Source organism: Rhizobium sp. G187, assembly GCF_051549525.1.
Taxonomy (GTDB): domain Bacteria; phylum Pseudomonadota; class Alphaproteobacteria; order Rhizobiales; family Rhizobiaceae; genus Allorhizobium.
In genome coordinates, this window is sequence record NZ_JBPUGM010000004.1 from 381,805 (window position 1) to 407,895 (window position 26,091).

The following is a 26,091-nucleotide window of genomic DNA, read 5'->3' on the forward strand; positions in this document are numbered from 1 at the left end:
TGAGGTTTGGCCCTGATCGGGCCAATTCCTCGATTTCGCTTTCTCCCCCGCAAGGGGGGAGATAGGTCCCGCGCTTGCGGCGTGCTCCGGCTTCTCCCCAGCGGGGAGAAGATGGTCCGCAGGACACAGGTGCAACTTGTTGCACCGGGGATGAGGGGGGCGCGAAGCGCAAGGCGACATGGCAGAGCATTGGCGGGGTCATCTTTGATCCAGTGCCACGTTGTGTGCGGCTTCGCCGCCCCCTCATCCGGCGCTATCGCGCCACCTTCTCCCCGCTGGGTAGAAGAGGGAGGCCGCCAAAAGCCCCTCAGTTTCCGCAGTGGCCCGGGGATGAATTTCGGGAAATCTCCAACGAAATCAGAGCCGCATCCTATTTTTCATCCCCGCTTTTTGCAGTGGCATTACACTCACCCCGTTCCGCCCTCGGATACACCTGACGATGCGATGTCGGGCGAGGCGGGATCGGCGCCGGGGCGATGTGCTGTCGCAGGCATAAAACCCCGGCCCGCTTGCAACGGTCTCCCTCCGGACGAAGAGCTGGACGAGGGTAATGGGGTCGGATGCCTCAGAACCCGGATACTCGATCGGAAGGGCGTGCCTCAGAGGCACACAAACAAGGCGCCAACGCTGTCGCGAACAAGACCTGACGGCGGGGCGAAACAAACGGCGGGGATGCGAGGGGATCGCCAATGATCCAAATGCATCCCCCGGGCGAGGGTCCCGGTCGGAATGGTGCACCATCCGGCGGGAACCTCCCGGGCCACCGGCCAGGCTATGGCAGACATTCCCTCGGGAATTGACTGCCAAGCCGGACCCGCGCCCGGTCCATCTTTGGGGCAACTCAAAGACCGTCGCCGCCTTGCCAGAGAGACGCATGCAAGCGGGAATAGACGCCGAACGGGGCGCCGGAAGGAGCCACATTACTTACTTAGACAGGCTGCTTCTGGCGCCCCGTCCGAGATAAATAAAGCCATCCCCGGAGGGAGCCATCCCGACCGGCGGCGAAGCTTGGTTTTTTGACAGTGATAGATTTCCCCTCATCCTGAGGTGCCGGGCTTGCCCGGCCTCGAAGGGCGAGGCCACCCCGCCACCCCTCATGCTGAGGCGGGAGCGAGATCAGAAGCACGAGGCCACCAGAGCGGGATGCCTCAAGGCCAGCGCCGTCCGCGTGCCCCCCGGCATGAGGGCCGAGCACAATGCGCGGAGCCCGTCTCACCTCCCCCCCACTGTGGGGGAGGACGGAAAATCGAAGGCTTAGGCGAGCGCAAGCCGCCTAAACTTCAGATTTTCCTGGTGAGGGGATCGGTTCCGTTGCAACGACATAACGGCCCCTCACTTGCAATTTCTGATATTTACGCCGCTCGCGCTGGCCCAATTCATCGACATCGCTTTCTCCCCCGCTAGGGGGAGATGGACACTCGCGCCGCGCCATGCGCGTGGACCCCGGCATGAGGGCGTCGAGACGGACTCAGTCCGCACTCTCCCCCGCCAAGGGCGAGAGGGCTCAGCGGTCTTAAGCCCATGGCATAGAGCGGCCGACGCTTTACTGTTCGCCGAGCTTCATCGTCGGGTCGTAGTCCTTGCCATGCACGGTCTTCACGACAGCCTGCCCGCAGTACATCTTGTTTTCCGCCGCATTGAAGGAGTGGCTCGGCGAGCCATGCAATTCCCAGCCCTTGTTCAGCGCGTCGGTCACGCGGTGGCAAAAGGCGGAATCGTCAGGGCCGGTGATAAAGCGATAGACTTTCATCTCAAATGTCCTTTCGGGATTGGATTGCGGCAAGCCGTTCGAGCAGGCGTGCGGCCTGATCCGCATGCAGGCGCTCGATCATGCGGCCATCGATATTGATGACGTTGAGCCCGGCATGGGCCGGGTCGGAGAAGGCCTCGACCACGAGCCGTGCTTCCGCCACCGCTTCGGCCGACGGGCCGAAATGCTGGTTGGCCCCAGCGATCTGCGCCGGATGGATCAGCATCTTGCCGTCAAAGCCCATCGCGGCCCCTTCGGCACATTCGGCTTCGAAGGCGGCCAGATTGCTGAAATCATTCGAGACGCTGTCGATGACGTCGAGCCCATAGGCACGGGCAGCGAGCAGCACCTGCATGAGATAGGGCACGACATAGCGCCGCGTGGGATCAGGCGGGATGCGCGTCGCCTTGCGCAGGTCGTTGAGACCGATGACGAAGGCATCGAGCCGCCCGGCGGAAGTGCGGCCGGATGACGCGATTGCGGCTGCATTCAGCACGCCGCGCGGCGTCTCGATCATCGCCCAGACCCTGAGACTTTCCGCCGCATCGCTTTCCGAGAGAACATCGACCACGCCCTGCACCTCAGCGGGGTCCTCGACCTTCGGCAGCAGCACGGCTTCCGGTGCAGCGGCAATCACCATTGCCACATCCTCGCGGTAGTGCATGCTGTCCGAACCATTCACCCGGACAATCCGCTCGCGCTTTCCGAGATCCGCTTCGCGCAGGAATTCCAAGAGCTTGCGCCGCGCCTCGGCCTTCACATCGGGCGCCACCGAATCCTCGAGATCGAAAATGATGGCATCGCAGTCGAGGCTCGCAATCTTGGCAAGCGCGCGTTCATTGACGGCCGGCACGGTCAGAACGGAGCGGCGCAGTCGGGACGGGTGGTTGAGATCGAGGGAGGACGAAAGGATCATGGCCGAGTTTTGGCAAGCTTTGGCCCCCTGCGCAAGATGACAAATCGGTGAAGGCCCCTTGCAATACAGGGTTCGAAGGATCACCTTTGCAGCGTGAAAGGACCATACTCATGCAGAATCTTCGCTCCGCCGTTCTCGCCCTTGCCGGCCTTGCCTTCGTCGGCATCGCAGCCGCTTTTGCGGTCTCGCTGACCCTGATCGTCGGAGCGCTTCTCAGCGTGACGCTCGCGGTGCGCATGCTGATGCCGCGTGCGAAGCGCCAGCCGGTTTATGCCCGCGCGAAACGCCGTGAAGACCTGCGCGTCTGGAATGACGGCAAGGGCACGATCATCGACCTCTAAGGCCGGGAATGACGACCGGAACGCCGGCCCGAAATCGTCGATGACCCCGCTCCCTGCTGCCTGCCCAAGATTCTCCTTCAAATCCATGGCGATTTGCTCTATGGGCGAGACAACAGACGCTTTTTAGCCAGATCGAAGGCAGGATTGATGGAAAAGTTCGTAAAGCTCACCGGCGTTGCCGCGCCGCTCCCGGTCGTCAACATCGACACGGACATGATCATCCCGAAGGATTACCTGAAGACCATCAAGCGCACCGGTCTCGGCGCTGGTCTCTTTGCCGAAGCCCGCTTCAAGGAAGATGGTTCGGAAAATCCGGATTTCGTTCTCAACAAGCCCGCCTATCGCAGCGCCCAGATCCTGGTCGCCGGCGACAATTTCGGCTGCGGCTCCTCGCGTGAACATGCGCCCTGGGCATTGCTGGACTTCGGCATCCGCTGCGTGATCTCCACGTCCTTTGCCGACATCTTTTACAACAACTGCTTCAAGAACGGCATCCTGCCGATCATCGTCAGCCCGGAAAACCTGGACAAGCTGATGGACGACGCGAGCCGCGGCTCGAATGCAGTCCTGACGGTGGATCTGGAAGCCCAGGAAATCACCGGTCCCGACGGCGGCAAGATCACCTTCGAAATCGACGCTTTCAAGCGCCACTGCATGCTGAATGGCCTCGACGACATCGGCCTGACGCTGGAAAAAGCCTCGAGCATCACGACTTTCGAAACAGCCAACGCTGCACAGCGCCCCTGGGCCTGAGCAATTGGGCCTGAGCAATCGAAGGTCAGAGCCTTCGAATTGACCGAACGAAGAGCCGGGCTTAACGCCCGGCTCTTTTTATTGGCGCTCAGGAATACTGCGCCCGCCAGTTCTCCAGCATGGCAAGCGAAACGCCAATCCCACCACAGACTTCAATCAGCGGCGCCTTGAACCGGGAGAGAAGCCCGGCATGCACATCGGCAACCGCAAGGGCTGCGCCACAGGCCGGCTCCACCAGCACCCGATGCGCGTCGGCAAACTTCAGGCAGGCCCGGACGGCCTCGGCATCGGTCACGGTCACGCTTTCGATCGGATGCTGATCGACCAGATCGAAAACATGGCGCGCCACCTGTCGCGCGCCAAGCGAATTGGCGATCGAGGTAATGGCCGGCAAGGTCACCCGCGCCTTTGCGGCAATCGCGGCATTGAGCGAAGCCGCCCCTTCCGTCTCGACCGCGATCACCGGGATGGTCGAAAGCCCGTTGCGCTGCAAGCCTTCGACGATGCCGGCAAGCAACCCGCCACCGCCGACGCTGGTCACCACACAGTCAAACTCGGCGCCCGCCCTGACCACTTCATCGATCAGCGTTGCATGGCCCTGCCACAACAGCGGATGATCGTAAGGATGCACATAGGCGGCATTTTGCGCCGCCGCGAGCGAGACCGCATGGGCATTGGCCTCATCGAAGACCGTGCCATGCACCAGCACCTCGGCGCCGGTCGCCGCGATCCGGGCCCGCACCTCGGACGAGGTGGTTTCCGGCACGACAATCGTCACTTTCACCCCGAGGGAACGCCCGGCAAAGGCCGCGGCAATGCCGGCATTGCCGCCAGAGGCACAGAAGATTTGCCGGGCACCCTTCGCCACCTCATGCTGGCAGAGAAGACCGACGCCACGCAGCTTGAAACTGCCGGACGGCTGCAGCGCATCGAGCTTCAGCCAGAGCGGCAGGCCGCTTTTGCTGTAGGTGGCAGAGGTCCGCAGGAGCGGCGTTTCAATGTGGAGCGGGGTAAGAGACATGGGGCGCGCATTCCGGTGGCAGGGACGATACTTCTGGACGTCCAGGCCTGTGCGGTCAACCACGCCTCTTGCCGAGCGAAACCCCGCAAACCGTACCGTTTCCGGCCCATCTCGCTTGAAAAGCCCAAACGCCCCGCGTAAGACACCGCAACTTTGAACGAGTGGAGGGTTTCCATGACTGCGCGCAATCTTCTCCTGCTGCCCGGCGACGGCATCGGCCCGGAGGCCATGGCCGAAGTCCGCAAGATCATCGCCTATATGAACGCCGAACACGACGCCGGCTTCGTCACCGATGAAGGCCTGGTTGGCGGTTCCGCTTATGACGCGCATGGCGCAGCGATCTCGGAAGAAGACATGGCCAAGGCGCTTGCCGCCGATGCCGTTCTCTTCGGTGCCGTGGGTGGCCCGAAGTGGGATGACGTTCCGTACGAAGTCCGTCCTGAGGCCGGACTTCTGCGCCTGCGCAAGGATCTGGAACTCTTCGCCAACCTGCGCCCCGCGATCTGCTATCCGGCACTGGCCAATGCTTCGTCGCTCAAGCCGGAACTGGTCGAAGGCCTCGACATCCTGATCGTCCGCGAACTGACCGGCGGCGTCTATTTCGGCGAGCCGAAGACCATCACCGACCTCGGCAACGGCCAGAAACGCGCCGTCGACACCCAGGTTTATGACACCTACGAGATCGAGCGCATCGCGGCTGTCGCCTTCGAGCTGGCCCGCACCCGCGGCAACCGCGTCTGCTCGATGGAAAAGCGCAACGTCATGAAGTCGGGCGTGTTGTGGAACCAGGTCGTGACCGCGACCCACAAGGAGAAGTTCTCCGACGTGACGCTGGAGCACATGCTGGCGGATGCCGGCGGCATGCAGCTCGTGCGCGCCCCGAAGCAGTTCGACGTGATCGTCACCGACAACCTGTTCGGCGACATGCTGTCCGACGTTGCGGCCATGCTGACCGGTTCGCTCGGCATGCTGCCATCCGCCTCGCTCGGCGCACCCGACGGCAAGACCGGCAAGCGCAAGGCACTTTATGAGCCCGTGCACGGTTCGGCCCCGGACATCGCCGGCAAGGGCATCGCCAACCCGATCGCCATGATCGCCTCGTTCGCCATGTGCCTGCGCTACTCCTTCAATATGGTGAAGGAAGCCGACACGCTGGAAAAGGCAATCGCCAACGTGCTCGACCAGGGCATCCGCACCGGCGACATCATGGCCGAGGGCTGCCGCCAGGTTGGCACCGTCGAGATGGGCGACGCGATCCTCGCCGAGTTCAAGGCGCTGTCCGCCTGATCCGGTCAAACTGACAGGGGTCGACGGGCCCTCAAACGAACATGCAACGGCGCGGGGCAACCCGCGCCGTTCTGCATTCTGGCGTCCAGCCACGGCGGTGGACCTGCCTCTCTAAATCACGTCTTCGTGAGAATATGCTTTTAAACGTCCAGAGGTCACCGACCGGCAAACCGTCGGGCGAGAGGCTGCGTAATGCAAAGCGGAATTGATGAGGAAAATGGAACAAAAGGTGGCGCGAGCCCAGCCCGGTGGAACCGGAAGGGCGCTCGACCGTTGAGACTTCAATTGACGGATATAGGGCCCGTCGACGCGCGATCCACCCCGACCAGGAGAGATTCCGATGAAAGCCATGTCCGCCGACCGACACATTATCCGATACGCCATGGCGCAGCCCTACCTGGAGCGCGAGGAAGAACTCGACCTTGCGATCCGCTGGAAAGAGAATGATGACCAGGCGGCACGAAACCGCATCGCCCAGGCGCATATGCGCCTCGTCATTGCCATGGCCTCGAAGTTTCGCGGCTTCGGATTGCCACTCAATGATCTGATCCAGGAAGGATATATCGGCCTTCTGGAAGCAGCCGCCCGCTTCGATCCCGGCCGTGAAGTGCGGTTCTCGACCTATGCCGGCTGGTGGATCCGCGCCTCGATGCAGGATTATATCTTGCGCAACTGGTCGATTGTCCGTGGCGGTACAAGCTCAAGCCAGAAGGCACTGTTCTTCAACCTGCGCCGCCTGCGCGCCAAACTTGCCCAGGGTGACAACCGCCTTTCAGATCAGGCGATCCACCAGGAAATCGCCTCGGCCCTTGGTGTCAGCCTTTCCGACGTGCAGTCGATGGACGCGCGCCTTTCCGGCAATGATGCATCCCTGCAAACCCCGGTCGCCGGACGGCATGGCGAGGGCACAGAGCAGCTTGACATGTTGGAAAGTGGCGAAGCCCTGCCGGACGAACAGGTAACCTCGATCATTGACGGCGAACGCTGGACCGGTTGGCTGCGGGACGCCATGAATGGCCTCAACGAGCGTGAGAGCCGCATCATCAAGGCCCGCCGCCTGACGGAAGATGGAGCAACACTGGAAGAGCTCGGTATGGAGCTTGGCATTTCCAAGGAGCGTGTCCGCCAGATCGAGACACGGGCCCTGGAAAAGCTCAAGGTCGCACTCACCGACAAGGCGCCAGCATCGGCGCGTTACGAGATGGCGTGACGGCGGCTGACAGAGCCGCCATCACCTATCGCCCGACGGCCAAAGTCGGCGGATAATCATCGCGAGAGCTGCCGCAGAGACTGCAATCGAGGCGGCAACATAACCGACATCTGCGAGATCCCAGTGCTTGATGGTCGCGCCGCCAATCAGCGCGCCAAGGCCAATACCGGCATTTGCCATTGAAACATTGAGTGTTCCAGCAAGCGCCTGCGAGTGACTTGCCGCCTTCATGACCCTTACCTGGCAAATCGGATAGAGTGCGGTGTTGGCGATGCCCCATGCCGCGAACCAGGCCCTGGCTGATCGGCTGCGAACACTGCACGGGGCTGGCTGAGAAACATGATGAAGCACCTCGACGAGCATTGAGGCACTATCACTGAGGCCAGCTGCGGCATTTGGTCAAACGACCCTATCGCGAGGCGGCGCTGGCAAATCATCCGATCATCGAAAATCCAATTCATTGAACCGCGACAGTCACCGTGGTAATGCAACTTTTAAGCGAGACCGGAGAGTGACATGACATCCAGCCAAGCCGCATATCATCTATACGGCGCGCCCGGTTGGGGATCCGTACTGGTGGAAGCGGCGCTGGTCCGCGCAAAACTTCCGTTTACGGTCGAGGATGTGACTGGCTTTGACGCGCCGGGTGAAGCGCGGGACCGCCTGCTGGCTGTCAATCCTCTCGCACAGATACCCGTTCTTGTTCTGCCCGATGGAACGGCGATGGCCGAGAGTGCTGCCATTCTGCTCCATATTTCCGAAACCTGCCCCCAGGCAGGGCTTGCCCCCGCGATCGGCGATCCAATGCGACCCGTGTTCCTGCATCGACTTGTGTGGCTTGTCGCTGCGCTCTACGCGACGTTCACCTATGCGGACTACCCTGAACGGTGGGCACCCAGCGCGCCAGAGGAGTTCAGGGATCGCGTGATGAGCCGCCGCAAGGATTTATGGCGGCAGTGGGAACGGCAGGTCAGCGCGTCACCCTGGGCACTTGGTGAAGACTTCTCAGCCCTCGACATTTGCATTTGTGCCATGAGCCACTGGCGCCCGGGGCGTGACTGGATGAAACAGGAATGCCCGAAACTCGCGACCATAGCGCTGAAAGTTGACTTAGAACCAGATCTACGCCCGGTCTGGCAGAGAAACTTCGGGAGCGATTGAGCCATTGGCGGGACAGCAATCGGTGAACAGCCAGTAAGGCCAGAGCGCCAACAACCGTCGCTCACTCGGTGATGATCTTCACCCGCATGCCCGGCGCAACGGTCGAGGCAGGACCAAGTGCATTGATCAGGCGGAAAAGCTCGAGCTTGCGGTCGGTGCCCATCATCCGGGCCGACATGGTGCCGACATTATCTGACGGGCCGACGGTAACGACACGGACGCGCAGCGGCTTCAGCGAGCTTGCCTCCTGCGGCGTGATCCGGCGGAAGCTGGAACGCAGCTGTGAGGCTGTCGGGGTCAGCTGCGGGCTGCTCTTAGGCACGGCGGTCAGGAAGCGGAAGATCTGCGGGCCGATGCGGATGACCGTAATGTCGAAATCCCAGCGATCGGCCGAGGCCCGCGCAGTTGCGGCCTCGAGACCGTTGACATTGATCGCCTGGATCGTGTCCGGCAGAAGACCGGTCACCCAGCCGCTGGAAATGTAATTGGCCAGCGTCATCTTCTTGTTGTCAGCCACGCCATCGAAGCGGATTGCAACATCGCCGGGACCCGTTGCCAGGACCGCCTCGACCTTGTTGTCGATGACGAAACCGGCCGGAACGTCGAAGCGGATGCCAAGCTTGCCATGCAGGAAGGTCTGCCCGCGCACATAGCCCTCGTCCGGGCTGTCGCCATAGAGCAGGCCATCGATGCCGTTCAGGTAATAGTCGCGACCCGTCTCGCCGTGGCTGCCTTCCGGCCCGAAGGCACGGGCATGACGCTTGGCGAATTCGACGCGCTGCGGCGCATTCGGGTGGCTCGACAAGAAGTCCAGGCTCTGGTCGGCATCAGGATCGACCGAGGTGAACTGGCTGTATTTGGCCATGGAATCGAGGAAACGGGCAGCGGCATAGGGATCGTAGCCCGCCTCACCCAGTGTTCTGACGCCGATCACGTCGGCCTGCAATTCCTGCTGACGCGAGAAGGCAGCCAGACGCAGCTTGCCGCGGGCAAGTGCCTGCTTGCCGGCGAGATCGCTGGACAGGACCTCCGCCACAACCCGGCTGGCAATCACTTCCGCCTCTTCGCGGCGCTGACGCTCGATGCCGTGGTTTGCCGTGACATGCGCCATTTCATGGCTGAGCACGGCTGCCACTTCCGACGCGTCATTCGCAAGCGCCAGAAGGCCGCGCGTGACATAGAGATACCCCCCCGGCAGCGCAAAGGCGTTGATCGCGGGGGAATTCAAAATGGTGATCCGGTAGGACTGGTTCGGATTTTCCGACACGGCCGTCAAAGCACCGGCAATGCGGGCGACAAGCCGCTCGGTCTTGGCGTCGGAATATTCACCGCCATAGGAGGCAACGATGCGGGGATGCTCGCGGGCCCCCATCTGCGCGCGCGGATCGCCCTTTTGCACTTCATCGACGATCTGCGGATTGCTCGATGGCGCGACGGAGGGCTCATAGGCCTGCTCGAAAACAGACTGGCAAGAGGACAGCACAAGGCCGGCAGAGACGAGCACTGCAACGCTCGATGCCAGCCGCAAGGGGCGGCGCTGCCGTCCCTTTTCGGCAGCCATCACGCTGATCCGGCTCAAAAACTGCATCCTGCCCCTTCACCCTTGCCCGAAAGACCCATGCAAGGGTCCACTCGCCTTACCACGCACTGCCCGGCGAGAATCGTTCCGGACCGAATCCCTCACATTTTCCATAAAGCGAAAATGATCTGGGCTCCAGTCGGTAGATAGTGCCGCGCCTCGCTTCTACCAAGCCCAGCCGAGCCGGACTTTTTCCATTCCGGCGCATGCCAGCACCGAACGACCAAATTAAGGCGAAAGACCCTCTGCCCGACCGTCGCCAACGAACTGTCGCACGGCTTCGACATCCGTGCGCATAAAGAATTCCGCAGATGGTACCGACAACAGCACGCGACCGTTTTCGATGAAGACGACATGTTTGGCAAGCCGTTCGATGTCTCGCGGATCATGGGTGACGAGCAGCAGCGTGGCTCTGGTTTCGGCCTGGAGATCGGCGATGAGTTCGACCATCGAACGGCGCAGGCCCGGATCAAGCGCCGCGAGCGGCTCGTCAAGCAACAGGACGGGACGATGCCGCACCAGAGCCCGGGCAATGGCGGCGCGCTGTCGCTCACCGCCCGAAAGAGAGCCCGGCAAACGATGCTCGTAACCCCCAAGCCCAACCCGCTCAAGCGCATGCCCGATGGCTTCACGATCCGCAGGCGACAACCTCAGTCCCGGATGAATGCCGAGCCCGATATTGGTGAAGAGATCGAGATGCGCGAAGAGGTTGTTGTCCTGGAAGACAAGGGAAACCGGACGCTCGGCCGGCGCCAGCCGCGTGACATCCTGCCCGTCGATCCGCACTGCACCGCTTTCCGGCTGCTCGAAGCCGGAGACAAGATTGAGCAGCGTCGACTTTCCCGAGCCGGATGGGCCGACAATGGCCGTAACCGCACCGCGCTCGAAACCACAGTCGAAATCGAAGTGGCTGGTGCCAAGCGTCAGGGTCACATGATCGAGTGTAACGGCGGCGGCAGCGGTTTCAGGCGGCATCAACACGCTCCCTTGCAGTCGAACCCGGCGCGCCAAGAAGAGCCAGAAGCAGGCAGATCAGACCAAGGATCAGCGCCAGCCCGTCGGCATCGTGGCTGCGATAGCTGCCCATGCTGGCATGGATCAGCGTTGGCAGGGTGGAAATATTCTCCGATCCAAACAAGGCCACAGCACCCAGGTCGCCGAGCGAGAGGGCCATGGCGAAAGTCAGCGCGGCAAACAGCGGCCGGCGCAAAACCGGCCAGTCGATCAGCCGCAGGCGCTGCCACACGGAGAGGCCGAGGCTTTCGACAAGACGGGCCGTGCGCTCGCGGTGGTCACGATAGGCCGGTTCCAGAACGCGCGTGGCAAAGGGTAGCGCCATCAGGGCATTGATGCCCGTCACGACGAAAGGGGCAAAAAGCGCGACATCCCCATACGGCCGCAGCATCAGGAACCAGCCGGTGGCGAGTACCGTCGTCGGCACGAGCAGAACCAGCGAAGAGACGCCGGCGAGGCCGAGAGAAAAAGCCTGCGTGACGGGCGCGGCAGACATTGTCCGATCGTGGCGGCCGGTCAGCTGGCTACGCGCCGCGACCACAGCATAGGCGCCAAGGGTGGCCAGAAGCCCGGCCGCGACCGCAACGATGAGACTGGTCATTGCCGCCTGCTGAAACGCCGATTGCTGCATGAGGCGCCACAGATCGGATCGAAGCCCGGAGACCACGACCTGTCCGAGCGGCAGGATAAGGAAGAGGGCACTCACGGCAAGCAGCAGCCCATCGGCTGTGCGAACCAGCGCAGCGCGTCCGTCGAAACGGGGAAAGCGGCGGCCGCTTGCCTGGCCCGCATCGCTGGCGCTTGGAAGAAGGCTCAAGGTCAGGAGCACGACAGCGGTCACGAGGATCTGCGTCACTGCCAGCGAGACGGCGCGCTCCGGATTGAAGTCAAAGCGCAGGGCCTGATAGATCGCGACCTCGATCGTGGTCGCTGCCGGTCCGCCGCCGAAGATGAGCACCAGCGTGAAACTGGTGACGCAGAGCATGAAGATGAGGCCGGCCGCCCCCGGAATGACGCGGGCAAGCACCGGCCATTCGATGAACCGGAAGGTCGAGAGCGGCGAAAAGCCGAGGCTGGCGCCCATGCGCCAATATTCCGCCGGTACCCGCTCCAGCGCAGACAGCAGGAGCCGGCTGGCTAGCGGCAGGTTGAAGAAGACATGGGCGACCAGAATGCCGCCAAGACCATAGATCGAGAGTGGCTGAGAGACGCCGAGGCCGACAAGCGCCGTGTTGACGATGCCATTGCGGCCGAAAATGCCGATCAGGCCAAGCGCGCCGATCAGAACGGGCAGCCCCATGGGAACGGCCATCAGCCGGATGAGCCAGACCCGACCCGGAAAGGATGGCTGGCGGGCAAGCGCACTGGCCACCAGGACAGCCAGGCCGACAGAGAGAAATGTCGAGAGCGCTGCCTGCCAGAGCGTAAACTGCAGGAGTGCCAGGATCACCGGATCGCCAAAGATGTTGAGGACGCCGGATCCTGTGCGCCCCGACAGCAGGGAAAAAAGTGCCGTGCCAACGAAACCGCCAATCGCCAGCAGAACAAAGAGGCCGCCCACGAATGCGGGCAGCCTGTTACGCCAGGACTGATGGAGCGGTCTCGCCATCGACGCTCAGTTCAGCGTCATGGCCTTGAGCCACTCATCGATCCAGGCCTGACGATGCTCCGCCACCTCTTCGGGTGACTTCAGGAACGTGACCTCGGGTGTCACCAGCTTGCCAAAGGCATCCGGCAGCGGATCGGTGGTGGCGGCAGCCGGCATCATCCAGTTGTTGGTCGGGATCGTGTCCTGGAAGGCAGGCGTCAGGGTGAAGGCGAGGAACTGACGGGCAAGCTCCTTTTCCGGCGCATTCTTCATCAGGCCGGCAACCTCGATCTGGATATAGTGCCCTTCAGAGAAGGCAGCGGCCTGATAGCGATCGGTTTGTTCCGCCACCATGTGATAGGCGGGGGACGTCGTGTAGGACAGAACCATCGGCGCCTCGCCCTTGGTGAACAGGCCATAGGCTTCCGACCAGCCGGGCGTGACGGTCAGGACACGGTTCTTCAGCTTGGCCCATGCGGCCGGCGCTTCGTCGCCATAGACAGCCTTGACCCAGAGCAGCAGACCAAGACCCGGTGTCGAGGTGCGCGGATCCTGGATCACGATCTTCTCCGCCGGATCGCCCTCGACCAGCTCCTTCAGGCTTTTCGGCGGGTTCTTGACGGTCTGCGTATCGTAGATGACGGCAAAATGCCCGTAGTCATAGGGAATGAAGGTATCATCCTTGAATCCGTCGCCCGGGAGAGTGAGGGCGGATGTATCGAGTCCATGCGCCTCAAACAGGCCGGTCTGCTTGGCCTCCGCCACCAGATTGGTATCGAGACCGAGCACGACATCAGCCTTTGAGGTCTGACCTTCGAGCTTCAACCGGGTGAGGAGGGCCACGCCATCGGCAACGCCGACGAAGTTGACCGTGCAGCCGCACGTCTTTTCGAAGGCTTCCTTGACCTTGGGGCCTGGACCCCATTCGGAAACGAAGCTCTCATAGGTATAAACGGTCAGCGTCTTTTCCGCCGCAAGGGCGGACGTGCCGAAGCCGAGACCAAGGATCGCGGCGGCCAGGCCGTGCAGGAACATGGATGTAATCTGGGGTCGCATGGCGCCCTCCTCCTTCAATATCGTTGCTGTCGGGATAGGGCGCCTGATCTCGTCGCGTCTAATCCCTCCGCCGGTGTTAACCGGATCAGGTTCCGCGGGTTGGCAAGACTGCCTCTCAGCCAAGGATCCAGATGGACCGAAGGCACCCCGTTAGAGCACTCAAGCAAATAGCGCGGCACTTGGCCGAGTGCAAGATGGGGACATTTCGCCCCAGGACGCCAAACGTCAGGAAATTGGCAAGTGCTGCGTGCTAGACCGGGATGAAAGACGGGAATTGCACGCATGATGTCTCAGCAGTCGAAGACCAAGAACGATCCGAAGCGTGTCATTGCGGAGGTCGAGGCCAGTTTCAGCCGCCAGCTGCGCATAGCCCTCGACAGCTTCTGGAAATCGTCTGTCCGAAACCGCATCATCGCCTTTGCCGCCGCTCTCGTGGCCGTCATCCTTGCCACCGTCTACGGCACGGTGCTGATGAACCAGTGGAATGCCCCCTTCTTCAACGCGCTGGAAAAGCGCGACTTCACAGCCTTCATCAATGAACTCCAGACCTTTGCGATGATTGCCGGCGGGCTGCTCGTGTTGAACGTCGTACAGGCCTGGCTCAACCAGATGACGTCGCTCTATATGCGCGAAGGCCTGTCGCGCGACGTCGTCGATCAGTGGCTGACCGGCGCCCGCGCCTATCGTCTGTCGATCTCGAGCCCGCTCGGGGTGAACCCCGATCAGCGCCTGCACGAGGATGCCCGCAAGCTGGCTGAGATGACGACATCACTGGCCATCGGCCTGTTCAACGCCACCATCATGCTGGTCAGCTTTATCGGCGTGCTCTGGGGACTTTCGAGCGAGTTCACCTTCCACATCGGAGAAACCAGCTTCCAGATTCCGGGCTATATGGTCTGGGGCGCCATTCTCTACGCGCTTGCCGCCTCGCTGCTGAGCCAGCTCGTCGGGCGCTCGCTCTCCAAGCTCAACGCGAACCGCTACGCCCGGGAAGCCGATTTGCGATTTTCGCTGATGCGGGCCAATGAGAACCTGGAGGCAATTGCTCTTTCCCGCGGCGAGGAAACAGAGCGACGGCATATCCACCAGGCGCTGGACGGCGTTCTGGGCACGCTTCGCCAGCTCGCCCTATCGCTGACCAATCTGACCTGGGTCACCGCCGGCTTCGGCTGGCTGGCGATCATCGTACCGATCCTGATTGCGTCACCGGCCTATTTTGCCGGAACGATCACGTTTGGTGGTCTGATGATGGCAGCGGCAGCCTTTACCCAGGTCTATTCGGCGCTGCGCTGGTATGTCGACAATTTCGGCGCGATCGCCGACTGGCGGGCGGCACTGGAGCGCGTCACGGTTCTACGGGCTGCACTCACCAGCATGGAAGAGAGTCATGGCGGACCGGGCCGGTTGACACTGGATCGCAGCACGGACGGGCGTCTGAGGCTGGAAGACCTTGAGATCTACGCCCGGGCCAATGGCGATACCTATGAAAGCGCCTTCCGGCTGAAGGAAAGAGCCGTGGTGATCGAACCGGGAGACCGCGTGATGGTGAATGGCGACCAGGGCGTGAACCGGAAACTGCTGTTCAATGCCATGGCGGGGCTCTGGCCCTTTGGCAGCGGCAGGATTGCGCTGCCATCGGGTGACTCCGATATCGTGTTCATGCCGCAGACCGGCTACCTGCCCGAGGGGCGACTGCGCAGCCTGCTCGCCTATCCTGCCTCCTCGGCCGGTTTTGATGAAGCGGACATGAAAGATGCACTAAGCCGCGTTGGCCTTGGCGACTTTGCCAAAAGGCTCGACGAACGGGGGCGCTGGGACCGCATTCTCGACAAGGACCAGCAAATGTCCCTGGCCTTCGCCAGCATCCTCCTGCGCAAGCCGCGCTGGCTGGTGTTGCAGGACGTTCTGGAAGGACTGGAGCCGGAAACCGAAAGCCGGCTGACAAACATGCTGAAAGACATGCAAGGCACGACTCTGATCTATCTTGGCCGTTCCATGGCTTTTGCAACAGCAACGGGAGCCAGAGCCGTGCATCTGGAAAAGACGACAGTCAACGCCGGACTGGACGGCGCTCCAACCGATGGCTGAAGCCCTCTTCGCAGTCTTGGTCATCGGTCTTCTGATCCTTGCCAGTTTCCGGCTCTACAAAGAGAAAACTCAGTGTTGGAATTTTCCCCATGGCAAGAACATAAAGGGCTATGTCTTGTGGGCAATACTGCTCACTGGCTGGTTCGGGCTCTTGTGGATGTGGCCCTGGTCCGCATGAAGATCGCGGACTGAGATCGACCCTTACCCCTCCAACTCCTCGCGCAGCATTTCGAGTTCCAGCCATTCCTCTTCCATACGGGTGATATCGGCCCGCAGCTTTTCGAGCTCGGCAGCGAGCTTGTTGAAGGTTGCCGGGTCCTTGGTGAAGAGCTTGGGATCGGCCATCTTGGCCTCACGGGCAGCGATTTCCGTCTCGGCCTTCTCCATCTCCTTCGGCAGGTTTTCGAGCGCAAACTTCTGCTTGAAGGACAACTTGCCCTTGGTTTTTCCGCCACCATCGGCAGGCTTTCCGCCGGAGGCCTCCTGCGCCTTGGCGCGCTCGGCCTTCTCCACCCGCTTGCGTTCATCCTCCACGCCCTTGCGTTGGGCAAGCATGTCGGAATAACCGCCGGCATATTCGATCCAGCGACCATCGGGGTTTTCCGGATTGGCCGGCGCAATGGTCGAGGTCACGGTGCGGTCAAGGAAATCGCGGTCATGGCTGACCAGGATGACGGTGCCGGAATAGCCGGCGACAATTTCCTGCAACAGATCGAGCGTCTCTATGTCGAGGTCGTTGGTCGGTTCGTCGAGGATGAGGAGGTTCGAGGGCTTCGCCATCATCCGGGCCAGCATCAGGCGGGCACGTTCGCCGCCGGAGAGATTGCGGATCGGCGTGCGGGCCTGTTCCGGTGCAAAAAGGAAGTCCTTCATATAGCCGGTGACATGCTTCTGCTCACCATTGACCAAAAGGTTTTCGCCACGACCATCTGTCAGGTAATGGGCGAGGGTATCCTCCGGATTGAGATCCTCGCGCTTCTGGTCGAGGACCGCAATCTCGAGATTGGTGCCGAGCTTGACCACGCCCTCATCCGGGGCAAGCTGGCCGGTCAGCATCTTCAGAAGCGTCGTCTTGCCGGCACCGTTCGGTCCGATCAGACCGATGCAGTCGCCGCGATGGACCCGGATCGAAAAGGGCGCAACAATCGGGCGGTCGCCATAGGTCTTGACGATCTTGTCAGCCTCGATGACCAGCTTGCCGCTTTCCTTGCCTTCAGTGATCGCAGCCGAAATCGTACCTGTCGGCCCCTTGTGGCCGCGATACTGCGAGCGCAGATCCTGCAGATTGCCGAGGCGGCGCATGTTGCGCTTGCGCCGCGCGGTCACGCCGTAGCGCAGCCAGTGCTCCTCGCGCTCGATCTGGCGGCCAAGCTTGTGCTGCTCGATCTCTTCTTCTTCAAGCACCTGATCACGCCATTCCTCAAAATGGCCAAAGCCACGGTTCAGGCGGCGCGACAGACCGCGGTCAAGCCAGACGGTAGCGGTCGAGATCTTCTCGAGGAAACGTCGGTCATGGCTGATCAGGACAAGCGCGCTGCGGCTCTTGGACAGCTCGCCTTCGAGCCATTCGATCGTCGGCAGATCGAGATGGTTGGTCGGCTCGTCGAGCATCAGGATATCAGGCTCCGGCGCCAGCACGCGGGCAAGTGCTGCACGCCGCGCCTCCCCGCCGGAGAGCTGTTTGGGGTCTTCCTGACCTGTGAGACCGAGATGCTCGAGCAGATAGGTCACGCGGTAGGGATCGTCACTCGGGCCCAGCCCCGATTCGGCATAGGCTTGGACAGTGGCATAGCCGTCGAAATCCGGTGCCTGTTCCAGATAGCGGATCGTCGACGACGGATGGCGGAAGACTTCACCCGACTGCGCCTCGACCAGACCGGCTGCGATTTTCATCAAGGTCGACTTGCCCGAGCCATTGCGGCCGACCAGGCAGATGCGGTCACCGGGTTCGACCTGCAGGTTGGCGCCGTCGAGCAGCGGCGTGCCGCCGAAGGAAAGCTTGATATCATCGAGTTTCAGAATGGGAGGCGCCAAGGCTTCAGGCTCCGGATAAATCATAGGGACGGGCGAGCAGGATGGCCCGACCGCGAGTGAGCGCGACGGAGATAGGTCCGTCGGCGATGTTGGATATCGTGCGCGACGACCCGAAGGCGAGGGAAAAATTCCTGAGCGGGTAGCGCGCATTGCGAATCGTCAGGCCGGTCAGCGCCGTGAAGCCCAGCACGGAGAAAAGCGCACCCTTGGGCAGTTCAAGCGCAAGCTCGCTTTCCTCGACAAAGGGATAGGCTTCTTCCTCGCCCGAGGTCAGGACCACCTCGAAACCGTCTTCGACGAGGCCAAGTGCATTGAGATAGTGCTGGAGAGCATGGTCCGACCGGTCGCCGCCGAGCGCGCCGACAAAGATCAGCCGTGTCGCGCCGCGCGCAATCGCCTCGGCAACGGCGATCTCGCCGTCCGTCGCCGCCTTGGCAGCGGGATAGCTGCGCCGCTCCACCCGGGCATAGTGGGCAATCAGCGCTGCATCGCTGCTGTCGAAATCCCCGACCCACAATTCCGGCGTCAAGCCGAGCACCTCGGCATGACGCATACCACCGTCGGCGGCAATCACGCGACTGCCGGCCGTCAACGCCTTGAGGCGCTCCGTGACGGTCAGCGTGCCACCGAGAAGGATGGTGAAGGAGGATGTGGTCATGGCAAGCCCTTAGCGCATCTTGGAGGGGAAGGGAAAGCGCTTCCGCATCGGGAAGCGGCCCTCCTATGCAGGCCCTGGCTGTCGCGAAGCCTGCGATGCGATCATGGAAGACCGACTGCCGTGCGCGAAGCTGGCAGATCTTCATGCAAAATGGGAAATCCGACGGATGGAAAGAGACTGCCGCGAGAAGAGCGGGGCCGCGAAAGGCAGCCTCCGCCTCATCAACCGGCGCTCCTCGCCGCCAGCATCTGGTGTGATCAGCGCTTCTTCGGCGTTGCCGCCTCTGCACTCTTGATCTGCGTGCTGAAGGTGGAGACTGGCGCAGCCGACGGCTTTGCCTTGTCCTGCTTCGGCTTTCTTACTTCGCGGTTCGAACGCTGCTGGCCTTTAGCCATGATGTCTGCTCCTTCTTCAATGTGGATGTGGCAGGGGCGCGGGCGGATGCCTTGCTGCGGCTCGGATCGATATCGATTTCGGCAACGCAACGATCGAAGGTCTCCCCGTCGAAACGCACGCGGTATTGTCGGCTTCCACCTGTTTCCGGCAGGGTGGCGAGCACTTTGCAGGCACCACCTGCACGGGCGAGACGGACAGGACCGTCCTTCAGGACGATCATGTCGCCAATGGCGTATTTATGCTTGCTCATGGGTCTCCTCCGGGTCCGGCCGCGGTCACGATAAACTTCCGGCGGACACGTGGCCGGCCGGATCAGATTTTTCCGTCGATTGATAAAGAGCCCGACTGTCAGTGCACCAAAAGCGCTGGCACAGGTTGTCGGATGGCAAAGTCTGGTAGAAGGCGAAGGTCGGTTGTGTCCCGCACCCGGGGATCCATCCTCGCAGGGATAGGGCGCTCACAATCGGACACATGAAGAAGAACGTTGGAAACAGCCTGTCAGATCCGGTTGGAAATACAAGCTTTATCTCGCATTTGAACCCGGGAACGGCGAGATCACGCAGGGGCCAATGAGACCTGCATCGAGCGAAGGCGCAACTTCGCCATGACGGCTCGACCGCTTAGCTCCCCATTGATTCGCCGCCTCGACAGGCGTAAATAGAATAAGGTTCCGTGGTGATTTGGCCGGCCGGCTTGCAGCCACGTAAAATAAGTCGCTAAAGGGCCGAGGGAGTTATCAAGACTTTCCGAGGACCGGTAGCGATCTGCGCTGCCGGTATTTTTGTTTCCGCGGCTGTGTCCGCCGTGACAAGGAAAGTCGAGAGTAACATGCCGATCAGGATTCCAGACACACTGCCCGCCTTTGAAACCCTCGTGAATGAGGGCGTGCGGGTCATGACCGAGACCATGGCTGTCCGCCAGGACATCCGCCCGCTGCAGATCGGCCTGCTGAACCTCATGCCGAACAAGATCAAGACGGAGGTCCAGTTTGCCCGCCTGATCGGGGCATCGCCCCTGCAGGTCGACCTGACCCTGGTGCGCGTCGGTGGCCACAAGGCGAAGAATACCCCCGAAGAGCATCTTTTCTCGTTCTACCAGACCTGGGACGAAGTTAAGGACCGCAAGTTCGACGGCTTCATCATCACGGGCGCCCCGGTCGAAACACTGCCCTTCGAGGAGGTGACCTACTGGCCGGAACTCGCGGCGATCCTCGACTGGACCGAGACCAATGTGCATTCGACGATGAATGTCTGCTGGGGTGCCATGGCGGCGATCCACCATTTCCACAAAGTGCCGAAGCATGCGCTGAAGGAAAAGGCGTTCGGCGTCTATCGTCACCGCAACCTGGCGCCCTCGTCGGTCTATCTGAACGGCTTTTCCGACGACTTCCAGGTGCCGGTGTCGCGCTGGACCGAGGTTCGCCGCAAGGACATCGAACAGGTCAAGGACCTCAACATTCTGCTGGAATCAGACGAAATGGGTGTCTGCCTCGTCCAGGAGAAGCGGGCAAACCGCCTCTATATGTTCAACCACATCGAATATGATTCGACATCGCTGGGGGACGAGTACTTTCGCGACAAGGTGGCCGGCATCCCGATCAAGCTGCCGCACAATTATTTCCCGCACAATGACGACACGCTGACGCCGCTCAATCGCTGGCGCGGCCATGCCCATTTGCTGTTCGGCAACTGGATCAACGAGATCTACCAGATGACGCCTTATGACCTTGCCGAGATCGGCAAGGACCTTCAAGGTTGACGGTGGTCAGCGACCGCCACCGGAAGCGTTGAGGTCGCGATGCGGGCAATGCGCTCGTCTGCGGGTGGACCGAGACGGCAGCGAGGAAATCGGCACGCGTGCCGGACATGAAAGACAAAGCGAGGAAGACATGACAAGGCAGGTATTCGGCGTGATGCCGACGGGCGAGGCTGTCGAGCAGGTGGTGCTCTCGGGCGGTGGGTTGACGGCATCGATCCTCACCTTCGGCGCCGTTTTGCAGGATCTTCGCCTTGAGGGTCATGACGCACCGCTGGTGCTCGGTTTCGAGGACCTCGCCGGCTATCTCGACCATTCGCCCTATTTCGGCGCGACACCCGGCCGCTGCGCCAACCGCATCGGCAATGGTCGCTTCTCGCTTGAAGGCAGAGACTACCAGCTGGAACTCAATGAAAAAGGCGTCACGCACCTGCATGGCGGCTCCGACGGCATGGGCCGGCGGAACTGGACGATCCTCGAAACCACAGCCGATAGCGTGACCATGGAGATCGAGGATCCCGATGGCCGCGCCGGCTATCCCGGCACCACCCGCACGCGCGCGACCTTCGCCCTGAAGCCGGGCGGCATCTTCTCGGTGATCTATGAGACCGTGACCGACAAGCCGACCATCGCCAATGTCTGCCACCATGCCTATTTCAATCTTGACGGCAGGCCCGATATCATTGGCCACGACCTGATGATTGCCGCCGATCACTACACCCCCGTCGACGAGCGCCTGATCCCGACCGGCGAAATCAAGTCCGTCGAGAACACGGCCTTCGATTTTCGCGAGATGCGGCCGATTCGCCTTGACGTAGACGGACAGCAATTCGGCTACGATCACAATTTCTGCTTTTCCAGCGCCCGGATGGGCAAACGCAGCGTGGCCCTTGCCCGCAGCGTCAATTCCGGCGTGACCATGGAAATCGCCACGACCGAACCGGGCGTGCAATTTTATGCCGGCGGCAAGGTCTCGCCTGCCGTGCCGGGATTGGAAGGCCGCCGTTACGGCGCCTTTGCCGGCTTCTGCATGGAGACGCAGATCTGGCCGGACGCGATCAACAAGCCGAACTTCCCGAACGCCGTGCTGCGGCCAGGCGAGATCCTGCGCCAGGAAACAGACTATATATTCTCGAAGAGCTGAGGATCGATATTGCCGGTTGCGGGTGTTGCCTGCAGCCGGCCTCGGTCAGACCCCGTGCGGGGCCGACAATGGCGACTTCCCGGCGGTGCCGGTTTCATGCCTATCAGTCTTTGGAAGAAGAAAATGGAGCGGGTGAAGCGATTCGAACGCTCGACCCCAACCTTGGCAAGGTTGTGCTCTACCCCTGAGCTACACCCGCTCATAACCGCGATCCTGGGGTAGTGTCTGGATCGTGGGCCGTCCGTCTTGCGGCGACGGGCGGTATATGGCCCAACCGATTTTCAAATGCAACAGGGAAATTACAGTTCGAGGCGAAAAATTTTGAAAATGATCGCCGAGCCGGCGCAAACCACGGAAAATACGGGCTTTTTTGCCGTAAACGAGATTGCCAGATGTCGGCGTCCAGCCTATTTCTGGCATCAGTTCCGGCTAGACCAGTCAAATCGAGCCCGAAAAGAGGATTCTCCATGACCACCGAAATCGCTACCGCAGCACCAAAGACCGCTGAAGACCTTTTTCGCTTCCTCGACGGGCTCGGCATCGCGCACAAGACGAAATACCACCCGCCGGTGTTCACGGTGGCGGAATCCGTATCGCTGCGCGACGAGATCCCTGGCGGCCATACAAAGAACCTCTTCGTCAAGGACAAGAAGGACAACTACTTCCTTCTGACGGTGGAGGAGAATGCAGCCGTGGACCTAAAGACAGTCCACACGATCATTGGTGCCGCGAGCAAGGTATCCTTCGGCAAGCCGGAAAAGCTTCTGGAATATCTCGGCGTTGTACCGGGATCCGTGACGGCCTTCGGCGCAATCAACGACAGCGGAAACAACGTCACCTTCGTGCTTGACGCCGACCTGATGCAACACGAAGTGATCAACGGCCACCCGCTTTCCAACGACGCCACCACCTCGATCGGACGCGACGATCTGCTTCGCTTCATGGAAGCAACTGGCCACACGCCGCTTGTCTTGAAAGTAACGGGCTGACATACGATTTTAAGAGGATCTGCCGGCCTGAAGCGGGTGCTGGCAAACAAGGCGGGAGACGCGCGAGATGAGCGATTACGGAAACCCATACGGCGGATATGGAAACCAGACGATGACGGCCAGCGCCCAGCTGGGCGGCGCGCCGGCGCAACCGCAATCGCCGGCGCCGACGGCGGCCGAGCTGATCAAGGACACGACGACAGCGAACTTCGCCAGGGACGTGATGGAGGAATCGCGTAAACAGCCCGTTCTCGTCGATTTCTGGGCTCCTTGGTGCGGCCCCTGCCGGCAATTGACCCCGATCATCGAAAAGGCCGTTGCCGAAGCAGGCGGACGCGTCAAGCTCGTGAAGATGAACATCGACGATCACCCGGCGATCCCAGGGCAGCTTGGCATCCAGTCGATCCCGGCTGTTGTCGCCTTCGTGGATGGACGTCCGGCCGATGGCTTCATGGGCGCGTTGCCGGAGAGCCAGGTCAAGGCCTTCATCGACAAGATCGCAGGCCCCGCAGGTGCCGACCAGGCCGCAGAGATCGCAGCCGTCCTGGAAGAGGCCGCAATCCTGCTCGGCAATGGCGACATCGATCATGCAGCGCAGCTCTTCGCCGCAGTCATCCAGGCCGACCCTGACAATGGCAAGGCGCTTGCCGGCATGGCGGAATGCATGATTGTCGCCAACCAGCATCAGCGCGCCCGCGAATTGCTGAGCAACCTGCCGGCAGAAGTGGCAGCAGCCCCCGAGATCCAGGCACAGAACAAGCGGCTCGACCAGATTGAGGAAGCGCGCAAGCTTGGTGACCCGGTGGCGCTCGAACATACGCTCTCGCTGAACCCCGATGACCATGTCGCTCGAATGAACCTTGCAAAGATCCGCAATGTCGAGGGTCGCCGCGACGAAGCAGCCGAGCATTTGCTGCTGATCATGAAACGCGACAGGACATTCGAGGACGACGGCGCGCGAAAGCAGCTTTTGCAGTTCTTCGAGGTCTGGGGACCCAAGGAGCCGGCAACGATCATGGCACGTCGGAAGCTGTCTTCGATCCTCTTTTCATGAGGGGCTGCCGGACTTGAGTTTTATCCGGCGCGATCCACATTAGTGGGAAGTGGGCAGGCTTCTGCGCCTGCGAACGGGATGAACATCGATGCAAGTTGGAAATGCCAGATACCTGACTGGGGAAGACCTGCCGGACAAGCTGCCGGTCTTCCCGATCTCCGGCGTATTGCTCCTGCCGGGCGGCCAGCTGCCGCTCAACGTGTTTGAGCCACGCTACCTTGCCATGCTCGACGACGCACTGGCCGGAAATCGGCTGATCGGCATGATCCAGCCGGGAATGACCGAAGTACAGTCGGACATCCTGCCCGAGCGCACGTCGCTCTCCCCTGTCGGCTGTATCGGGCGCATCACATCCTTTAGCGAGACAGGTGACGGTCGCTATATCGTTTCGCTGGCTGGCGTCTGCCGCTTTCGTCTGCTCAACGAGGTGAACAGCGGCAAACCCTACCGCAGTTTCTCGATTGCCCCGTTCATCTCCGATCTGACAAGCAGCGACGAAGAGACACAGGTGGACCGGGCAGGTCTTCTTGCGGCGTTTCGCGCCTATCTGGAGGCGAACAAGCTGGAAGCCGATTGGGAGAGCGTGGAGCGGGCCTCCAACATCACCCTGGTCAATTCGCTCTCGATGATGTCGCCTTTTGGTCCTGCGGAAAAGCAGGCCTTGCTGGAGGCGCCAGACCTGAAGACCCGCGCGGAAACACTGATTGCCATCACCGAGATCATCCTTGCCCGTACCTTCGGCGATGCCGACACGATGCTTCAATAGGCGACATCATGGCTGACAACCCGGCAAGCATGGTCGACATCAAGATGCTCGAACTGCTGGTATGTCCGCTCACCCGCGGTAGCCTGAAGCTTGATCGCGAGAAGAACGAACTCGTTTCGGAAAAGGCGCGACTTGCTTATCCGATCCGTGACGGCATTCCGATCATGCTGGTTTCGGAGGCACGCAAGCTCGAAATGCCGATTTGAGACGGGTGGGCCCGACCCACCCACTTCCTGGCAGTCTCAGATCGACTGCCCGGCCAGAAGCCGCGGTGCATTCCCGGCAGACGTTCCGGCCGCCTCCCGAATGAAGTAGCCCTTGAGCGCTGGAATGCGATCAACGACACCGAGCCCGAAGTCGCGCAGGACCCGGATCGGGGTGATATCGTTAGAAAACAAGCGATTGAGCACGTCGGTGGTGACACCCATCCGGAACGTGTCGAACCGACGCCATGTCTGGTAACGCTCGAGCACATTGACCGAGCCAATGTCGAGGCCGAGCCTGTCGGCATCGACGACGGTTTCAGCAAGCGCCGCAACATCCTTGAAACCAAGATTGAGCCCTTGGCCGGAAATCGGATGAATGCCATGCGCCGCATCGCCCGCCAGCGCCAGACGCGGCGCGATGAAGGCACGGGCCAGGGTCAGACCAAGCGGAAAGGCGCGGCGATCCGCAGTCGCCCGGATCTGGCCAAGCTTATGGCCGAAACGCCGCTCCAGCTCTGCCTCGAAAAGGAGGTCGTCGGATGCGACGAGACGATCAGCATCCGCCGTGCGCTCCGTCCAGACAAGCGAGGAGCGATTGCCCTTGAGTGGCAAGATGGCGAACGGGCCGGCTGGAAGGAAATGCTCTTCCGCGACCCCATCATGCGGGCGTTCGTGCTCGACGGTGGTGACGATACCTGACTGACCATATTGCCAGGTAACTGTCTTGATCCCCGCGAGATCACGCAGTTTCGAGCGCACACCATCACAGGCGACCACGAGGCGGCTCGAGACAATGCTGCCATCCGAAAGCGTCAGCTCGGCAGAGGGGCCGATGTCGCGGAAGCCGGTCGCGCGCAGACCGTGGCGGATTGAAATGCCGCGCTCGGCGCAGGCGTCGCGCAAGGCGGCCACCATGCTGACATTGGGGATCATATGGGCGAAGGGGCGTCCATCCTCAACCGACCCGTCGAAGGTGAGGAAGACCGGACGCACCGGATCCGACGCTTTCGAATCAGTGACGATCATCCGGTTGATCGGCTGAGCGTCCGGCTCGATCCGGCCCCACAGGCCAAAGACATCGAGCATCTTCGTGGCAGCGGAAATAATTGCCGACGCACGCGGATCCTTTTTCCACGCCTCTTCCGGCGCAGCCTCGATCACCTCGATGGTGAGATGGGGCGCCGCCTGCTTGATCGCAACCGCGACAGAGAGACCGACATAACCACCGCCGACAACCAGCACATCCAGCATGGAGGGTTCCTTTGCACTTGTAGACATTCTTCACCCTATATAGATCAGGCTTCCACCAGTGCCTACACGCGGAG

The 26,091-nt window shown here is 61.4% G+C and carries 25 protein-coding genes, 1 tRNA gene and 2 riboswitches; of the genes, 12 read left to right on the forward strand and 14 right to left on the reverse strand.

Annotated features, from left to right (window positions below; translation table 11 throughout):
• Nucleotides 1–1,543: 1,543 nt before the first annotated feature.
• Together ACSV9I_RS14275 and ACSV9I_RS14280 are read right to left on the reverse strand one after the other, a co-directional pair.
• Complete coding sequence (locus ACSV9I_RS14275; RefSeq protein WP_438329479.1) at nucleotides 1,544–1,750, reverse strand: DUF1737 domain-containing protein; 207 nt, start codon at nucleotides 1,748–1,750, stop codon at nucleotides 1,544–1,546.
• 1 nt (nucleotide 1,751) lies between these two features.
• The gene (locus ACSV9I_RS14280) at nucleotides 1,752–2,666 is read right to left on the reverse strand and encodes an HpcH/HpaI aldolase/citrate lyase family protein (RefSeq protein ID WP_438329481.1); all 915 of its coding nucleotides are present in this window, start codon (nucleotides 2,664–2,666) and stop codon (nucleotides 1,752–1,754) included.
• Between the two features lie 110 nt (nucleotides 2,667–2,776).
• Between ACSV9I_RS14280 and ACSV9I_RS14285 the strand changes: the two genes are divergently transcribed.
• Nucleotides 2,777–3,007: a hypothetical protein gene (locus tag ACSV9I_RS14285; RefSeq protein ID WP_054159128.1), complete on the forward strand. Its 231-nt coding sequence runs from the start codon at nucleotides 2,777–2,779 to the stop codon at nucleotides 3,005–3,007.
• A 147-nt stretch (nucleotides 3,008–3,154) separates the two neighbouring features.
• A complete protein-coding gene (leuD, locus tag ACSV9I_RS14290) occupies nucleotides 3,155–3,760 on the forward strand; it encodes a 3-isopropylmalate dehydratase small subunit (RefSeq protein WP_438329483.1) in 606 nt (201 codons plus the stop codon).
• 88 nt (nucleotides 3,761–3,848) lie between these two features.
• Here the strand turns inward: leuD and ACSV9I_RS14295 are convergent, their stop codons facing one another.
• Nucleotides 3,849–4,781: a pyridoxal-phosphate dependent enzyme gene (locus tag ACSV9I_RS14295; RefSeq protein ID WP_438329485.1), complete on the reverse strand. Its 933-nt coding sequence runs from the start codon at nucleotides 4,779–4,781 to the stop codon at nucleotides 3,849–3,851.
• 174 nt (nucleotides 4,782–4,955) lie between these two features.
• Here ACSV9I_RS14295 and leuB point away from each other — a divergent pair, with 174 nt between their 5' ends.
• Nucleotides 4,956–6,068, forward strand: a complete 1,113-nt coding sequence (gene leuB / locus ACSV9I_RS14300; RefSeq protein WP_438329487.1) for a 3-isopropylmalate dehydrogenase — start codon at nucleotides 4,956–4,958, stop codon at nucleotides 6,066–6,068.
• 340 nt (nucleotides 6,069–6,408) lie between these two features.
• On the forward strand, nucleotides 6,409–7,278 hold the full coding sequence (locus ACSV9I_RS14305) for an RNA polymerase factor sigma-32 (RefSeq protein WP_054159133.1): 870 nt from the start codon (nucleotides 6,409–6,411) through the stop codon (nucleotides 7,276–7,278).
• A gap of 21 nt (nucleotides 7,279–7,299) precedes the next feature.
• On the opposite strand, the gene ACSV9I_RS14310 is transcribed toward ACSV9I_RS14305, so the two are convergent.
• Complete coding sequence (locus ACSV9I_RS14310) at nucleotides 7,300–7,509, reverse strand: hypothetical protein (RefSeq protein WP_438329489.1); 210 nt, start codon at nucleotides 7,507–7,509, stop codon at nucleotides 7,300–7,302.
• Between the two features lie 285 nt (nucleotides 7,510–7,794).
• Between ACSV9I_RS14310 and ACSV9I_RS14315 the strand changes: the two genes are divergently transcribed.
• Nucleotides 7,795–8,439 carry a glutathione S-transferase family protein gene (locus ACSV9I_RS14315; RefSeq protein ID WP_438329491.1) on the forward strand — a complete coding sequence of 215 codons (645 nt, stop codon included), beginning with the start codon at nucleotides 7,795–7,797 and terminating at the stop codon, nucleotides 8,437–8,439.
• Nucleotides 8,440–8,500: 61 nt separating this feature from the next.
• Here the strand turns inward: ACSV9I_RS14315 and ACSV9I_RS14320 are convergent, their stop codons facing one another.
• From ACSV9I_RS14320 to thiB, 4 genes are all read right to left on the reverse strand, one after another.
• On the reverse strand, nucleotides 8,501–10,027 hold the full coding sequence (locus tag ACSV9I_RS14320) for a M48 family metalloprotease (protein ID WP_156318600.1): 1,527 nt from the start codon (nucleotides 10,025–10,027) through the stop codon (nucleotides 8,501–8,503).
• A gap of 219 nt (nucleotides 10,028–10,246) precedes the next feature.
• Nucleotides 10,247–10,993, reverse strand: coding sequence for a thiamine ABC transporter ATP-binding protein (gene thiQ, locus ACSV9I_RS14325; protein ID WP_438329493.1), 747 nt, complete (start codon nucleotides 10,991–10,993; stop codon nucleotides 10,247–10,249).
• Nucleotides 10,983–12,641 (reverse strand): thiamine/thiamine pyrophosphate ABC transporter permease, encoded by a 1,659-nt coding sequence (gene thiP / locus ACSV9I_RS14330; RefSeq protein ID WP_438329495.1) that lies wholly within the window; start codon nucleotides 12,639–12,641, stop codon nucleotides 10,983–10,985. Before thiP ends, thiQ begins: the two co-directional genes overlap by 11 nt.
• A gap of 6 nt (nucleotides 12,642–12,647) precedes the next feature.
• Nucleotides 12,648–13,676: a thiamine ABC transporter substrate binding subunit gene (thiB, locus tag ACSV9I_RS14335; RefSeq protein ID WP_438329497.1), complete on the reverse strand. Its 1,029-nt coding sequence runs from the start codon at nucleotides 13,674–13,676 to the stop codon at nucleotides 12,648–12,650.
• A 45-nt stretch (nucleotides 13,677–13,721) separates the two neighbouring features.
• A riboswitch (TPP riboswitch) is annotated at nucleotides 13,722–13,836 on the reverse strand.
• 122 nt (nucleotides 13,837–13,958) lie between these two features.
• On the opposite strand from thiB, the gene ACSV9I_RS14340 reads away from it, so the two are divergent.
• A complete protein-coding gene (locus tag ACSV9I_RS14340) occupies nucleotides 13,959–15,764 on the forward strand; it encodes an ABC transporter ATP-binding protein/permease (RefSeq protein ID WP_438329499.1) in 1,806 nt (601 codons plus the stop codon).
• A 201-nt stretch (nucleotides 15,765–15,965) separates the two neighbouring features.
• Here the strand turns inward: ACSV9I_RS14340 and ACSV9I_RS14345 are convergent, their stop codons facing one another.
• From ACSV9I_RS14345 to ACSV9I_RS14360, 4 genes are all read right to left on the reverse strand, one after another.
• Entirely contained in the window at nucleotides 15,966–17,798 is a 1,833-nt protein-coding gene (locus ACSV9I_RS14345) for an ABC-F family ATP-binding cassette domain-containing protein (RefSeq protein WP_438329501.1), read from the reverse strand.
• A gap of 4 nt (nucleotides 17,799–17,802) precedes the next feature.
• Complete coding sequence (locus ACSV9I_RS14350; RefSeq protein WP_438329502.1) at nucleotides 17,803–18,456, reverse strand: thiamine diphosphokinase; 654 nt, start codon at nucleotides 18,454–18,456, stop codon at nucleotides 17,803–17,805.
• A 257-nt stretch (nucleotides 18,457–18,713) separates the two neighbouring features.
• Nucleotides 18,714–18,851: a hypothetical protein gene (locus ACSV9I_RS14355; protein WP_197278358.1), complete on the reverse strand. Its 138-nt coding sequence runs from the start codon at nucleotides 18,849–18,851 to the stop codon at nucleotides 18,714–18,716.
• Nucleotides 18,815–19,102 carry a hypothetical protein gene (locus tag ACSV9I_RS14360; protein WP_054159143.1) on the reverse strand — a complete coding sequence of 96 codons (288 nt, stop codon included), beginning with the start codon at nucleotides 19,100–19,102 and terminating at the stop codon, nucleotides 18,815–18,817. The genes ACSV9I_RS14355 and ACSV9I_RS14360 overlap by 37 nt, the downstream gene beginning before the upstream one ends.
• A 412-nt stretch (nucleotides 19,103–19,514) precedes the next feature.
• Nucleotides 19,515–19,592, forward strand: a riboswitch (SAM riboswitch).
• Between the two features lie 88 nt (nucleotides 19,593–19,680).
• Here ACSV9I_RS14360 and metA point away from each other — a divergent pair.
• Together metA and ACSV9I_RS14370 are read left to right on the forward strand one after the other, a co-directional pair.
• Nucleotides 19,681–20,610: a homoserine O-acetyltransferase MetA gene (gene metA / locus ACSV9I_RS14365; protein WP_438329503.1), complete on the forward strand. Its 930-nt coding sequence runs from the start codon at nucleotides 19,681–19,683 to the stop codon at nucleotides 20,608–20,610.
• 130 nt (nucleotides 20,611–20,740) lie between these two features.
• The gene (locus tag ACSV9I_RS14370; RefSeq protein WP_438329504.1) at nucleotides 20,741–21,751 is read left to right on the forward strand and encodes an aldose epimerase family protein; all 1,011 of its coding nucleotides are present in this window, start codon (nucleotides 20,741–20,743) and stop codon (nucleotides 21,749–21,751) included.
• Nucleotides 21,752–21,875: 124 nt separating this feature from the next.
• On the opposite strand, the gene ACSV9I_RS14375 is transcribed toward ACSV9I_RS14370, so the two are convergent.
• Nucleotides 21,876–21,950, reverse strand: a tRNA-Gly gene (locus ACSV9I_RS14375).
• Nucleotides 21,951–22,218: 268 nt separating this feature from the next.
• Here ACSV9I_RS14375 and ACSV9I_RS14380 point away from each other — a divergent pair.
• The 4 genes from ACSV9I_RS14380 to ACSV9I_RS14395 all read left to right on the forward strand — a co-directional run bounded on the left by ACSV9I_RS14380 (nucleotide 22,219) and on the right by ACSV9I_RS14395 (nucleotide 24,766).
• The gene (locus ACSV9I_RS14380; RefSeq protein ID WP_082352560.1) at nucleotides 22,219–22,740 is read left to right on the forward strand and encodes a prolyl-tRNA synthetase associated domain-containing protein; all 522 of its coding nucleotides are present in this window, start codon (nucleotides 22,219–22,221) and stop codon (nucleotides 22,738–22,740) included.
• A 67-nt stretch (nucleotides 22,741–22,807) separates the two neighbouring features.
• Nucleotides 22,808–23,794 carry a thioredoxin gene (gene trxA / locus ACSV9I_RS14385; protein WP_438329505.1) on the forward strand — a complete coding sequence of 329 codons (987 nt, stop codon included), beginning with the start codon at nucleotides 22,808–22,810 and terminating at the stop codon, nucleotides 23,792–23,794.
• Nucleotides 23,795–23,882: 88 nt separating this feature from the next.
• A complete protein-coding gene (locus ACSV9I_RS14390; RefSeq protein ID WP_054159146.1) occupies nucleotides 23,883–24,560 on the forward strand; it encodes an LON peptidase substrate-binding domain-containing protein in 678 nt (225 codons plus the stop codon).
• An 8-nt stretch (nucleotides 24,561–24,568) separates the two neighbouring features.
• A complete protein-coding gene (locus ACSV9I_RS14395) occupies nucleotides 24,569–24,766 on the forward strand; it encodes a Trm112 family protein (protein ID WP_054159147.1) in 198 nt (65 codons plus the stop codon).
• 36 nt (nucleotides 24,767–24,802) lie between these two features.
• Here ACSV9I_RS14395 and ACSV9I_RS14400 read toward each other — a convergent pair whose 3' ends face one another.
• On the reverse strand, nucleotides 24,803–26,044 hold the full coding sequence (locus tag ACSV9I_RS14400; RefSeq protein WP_082352561.1) for a ubiquinone biosynthesis hydroxylase: 1,242 nt from the start codon (nucleotides 26,042–26,044) through the stop codon (nucleotides 24,803–24,805).
• Nucleotides 26,045–26,091 lie beyond the last annotated feature (47 nt).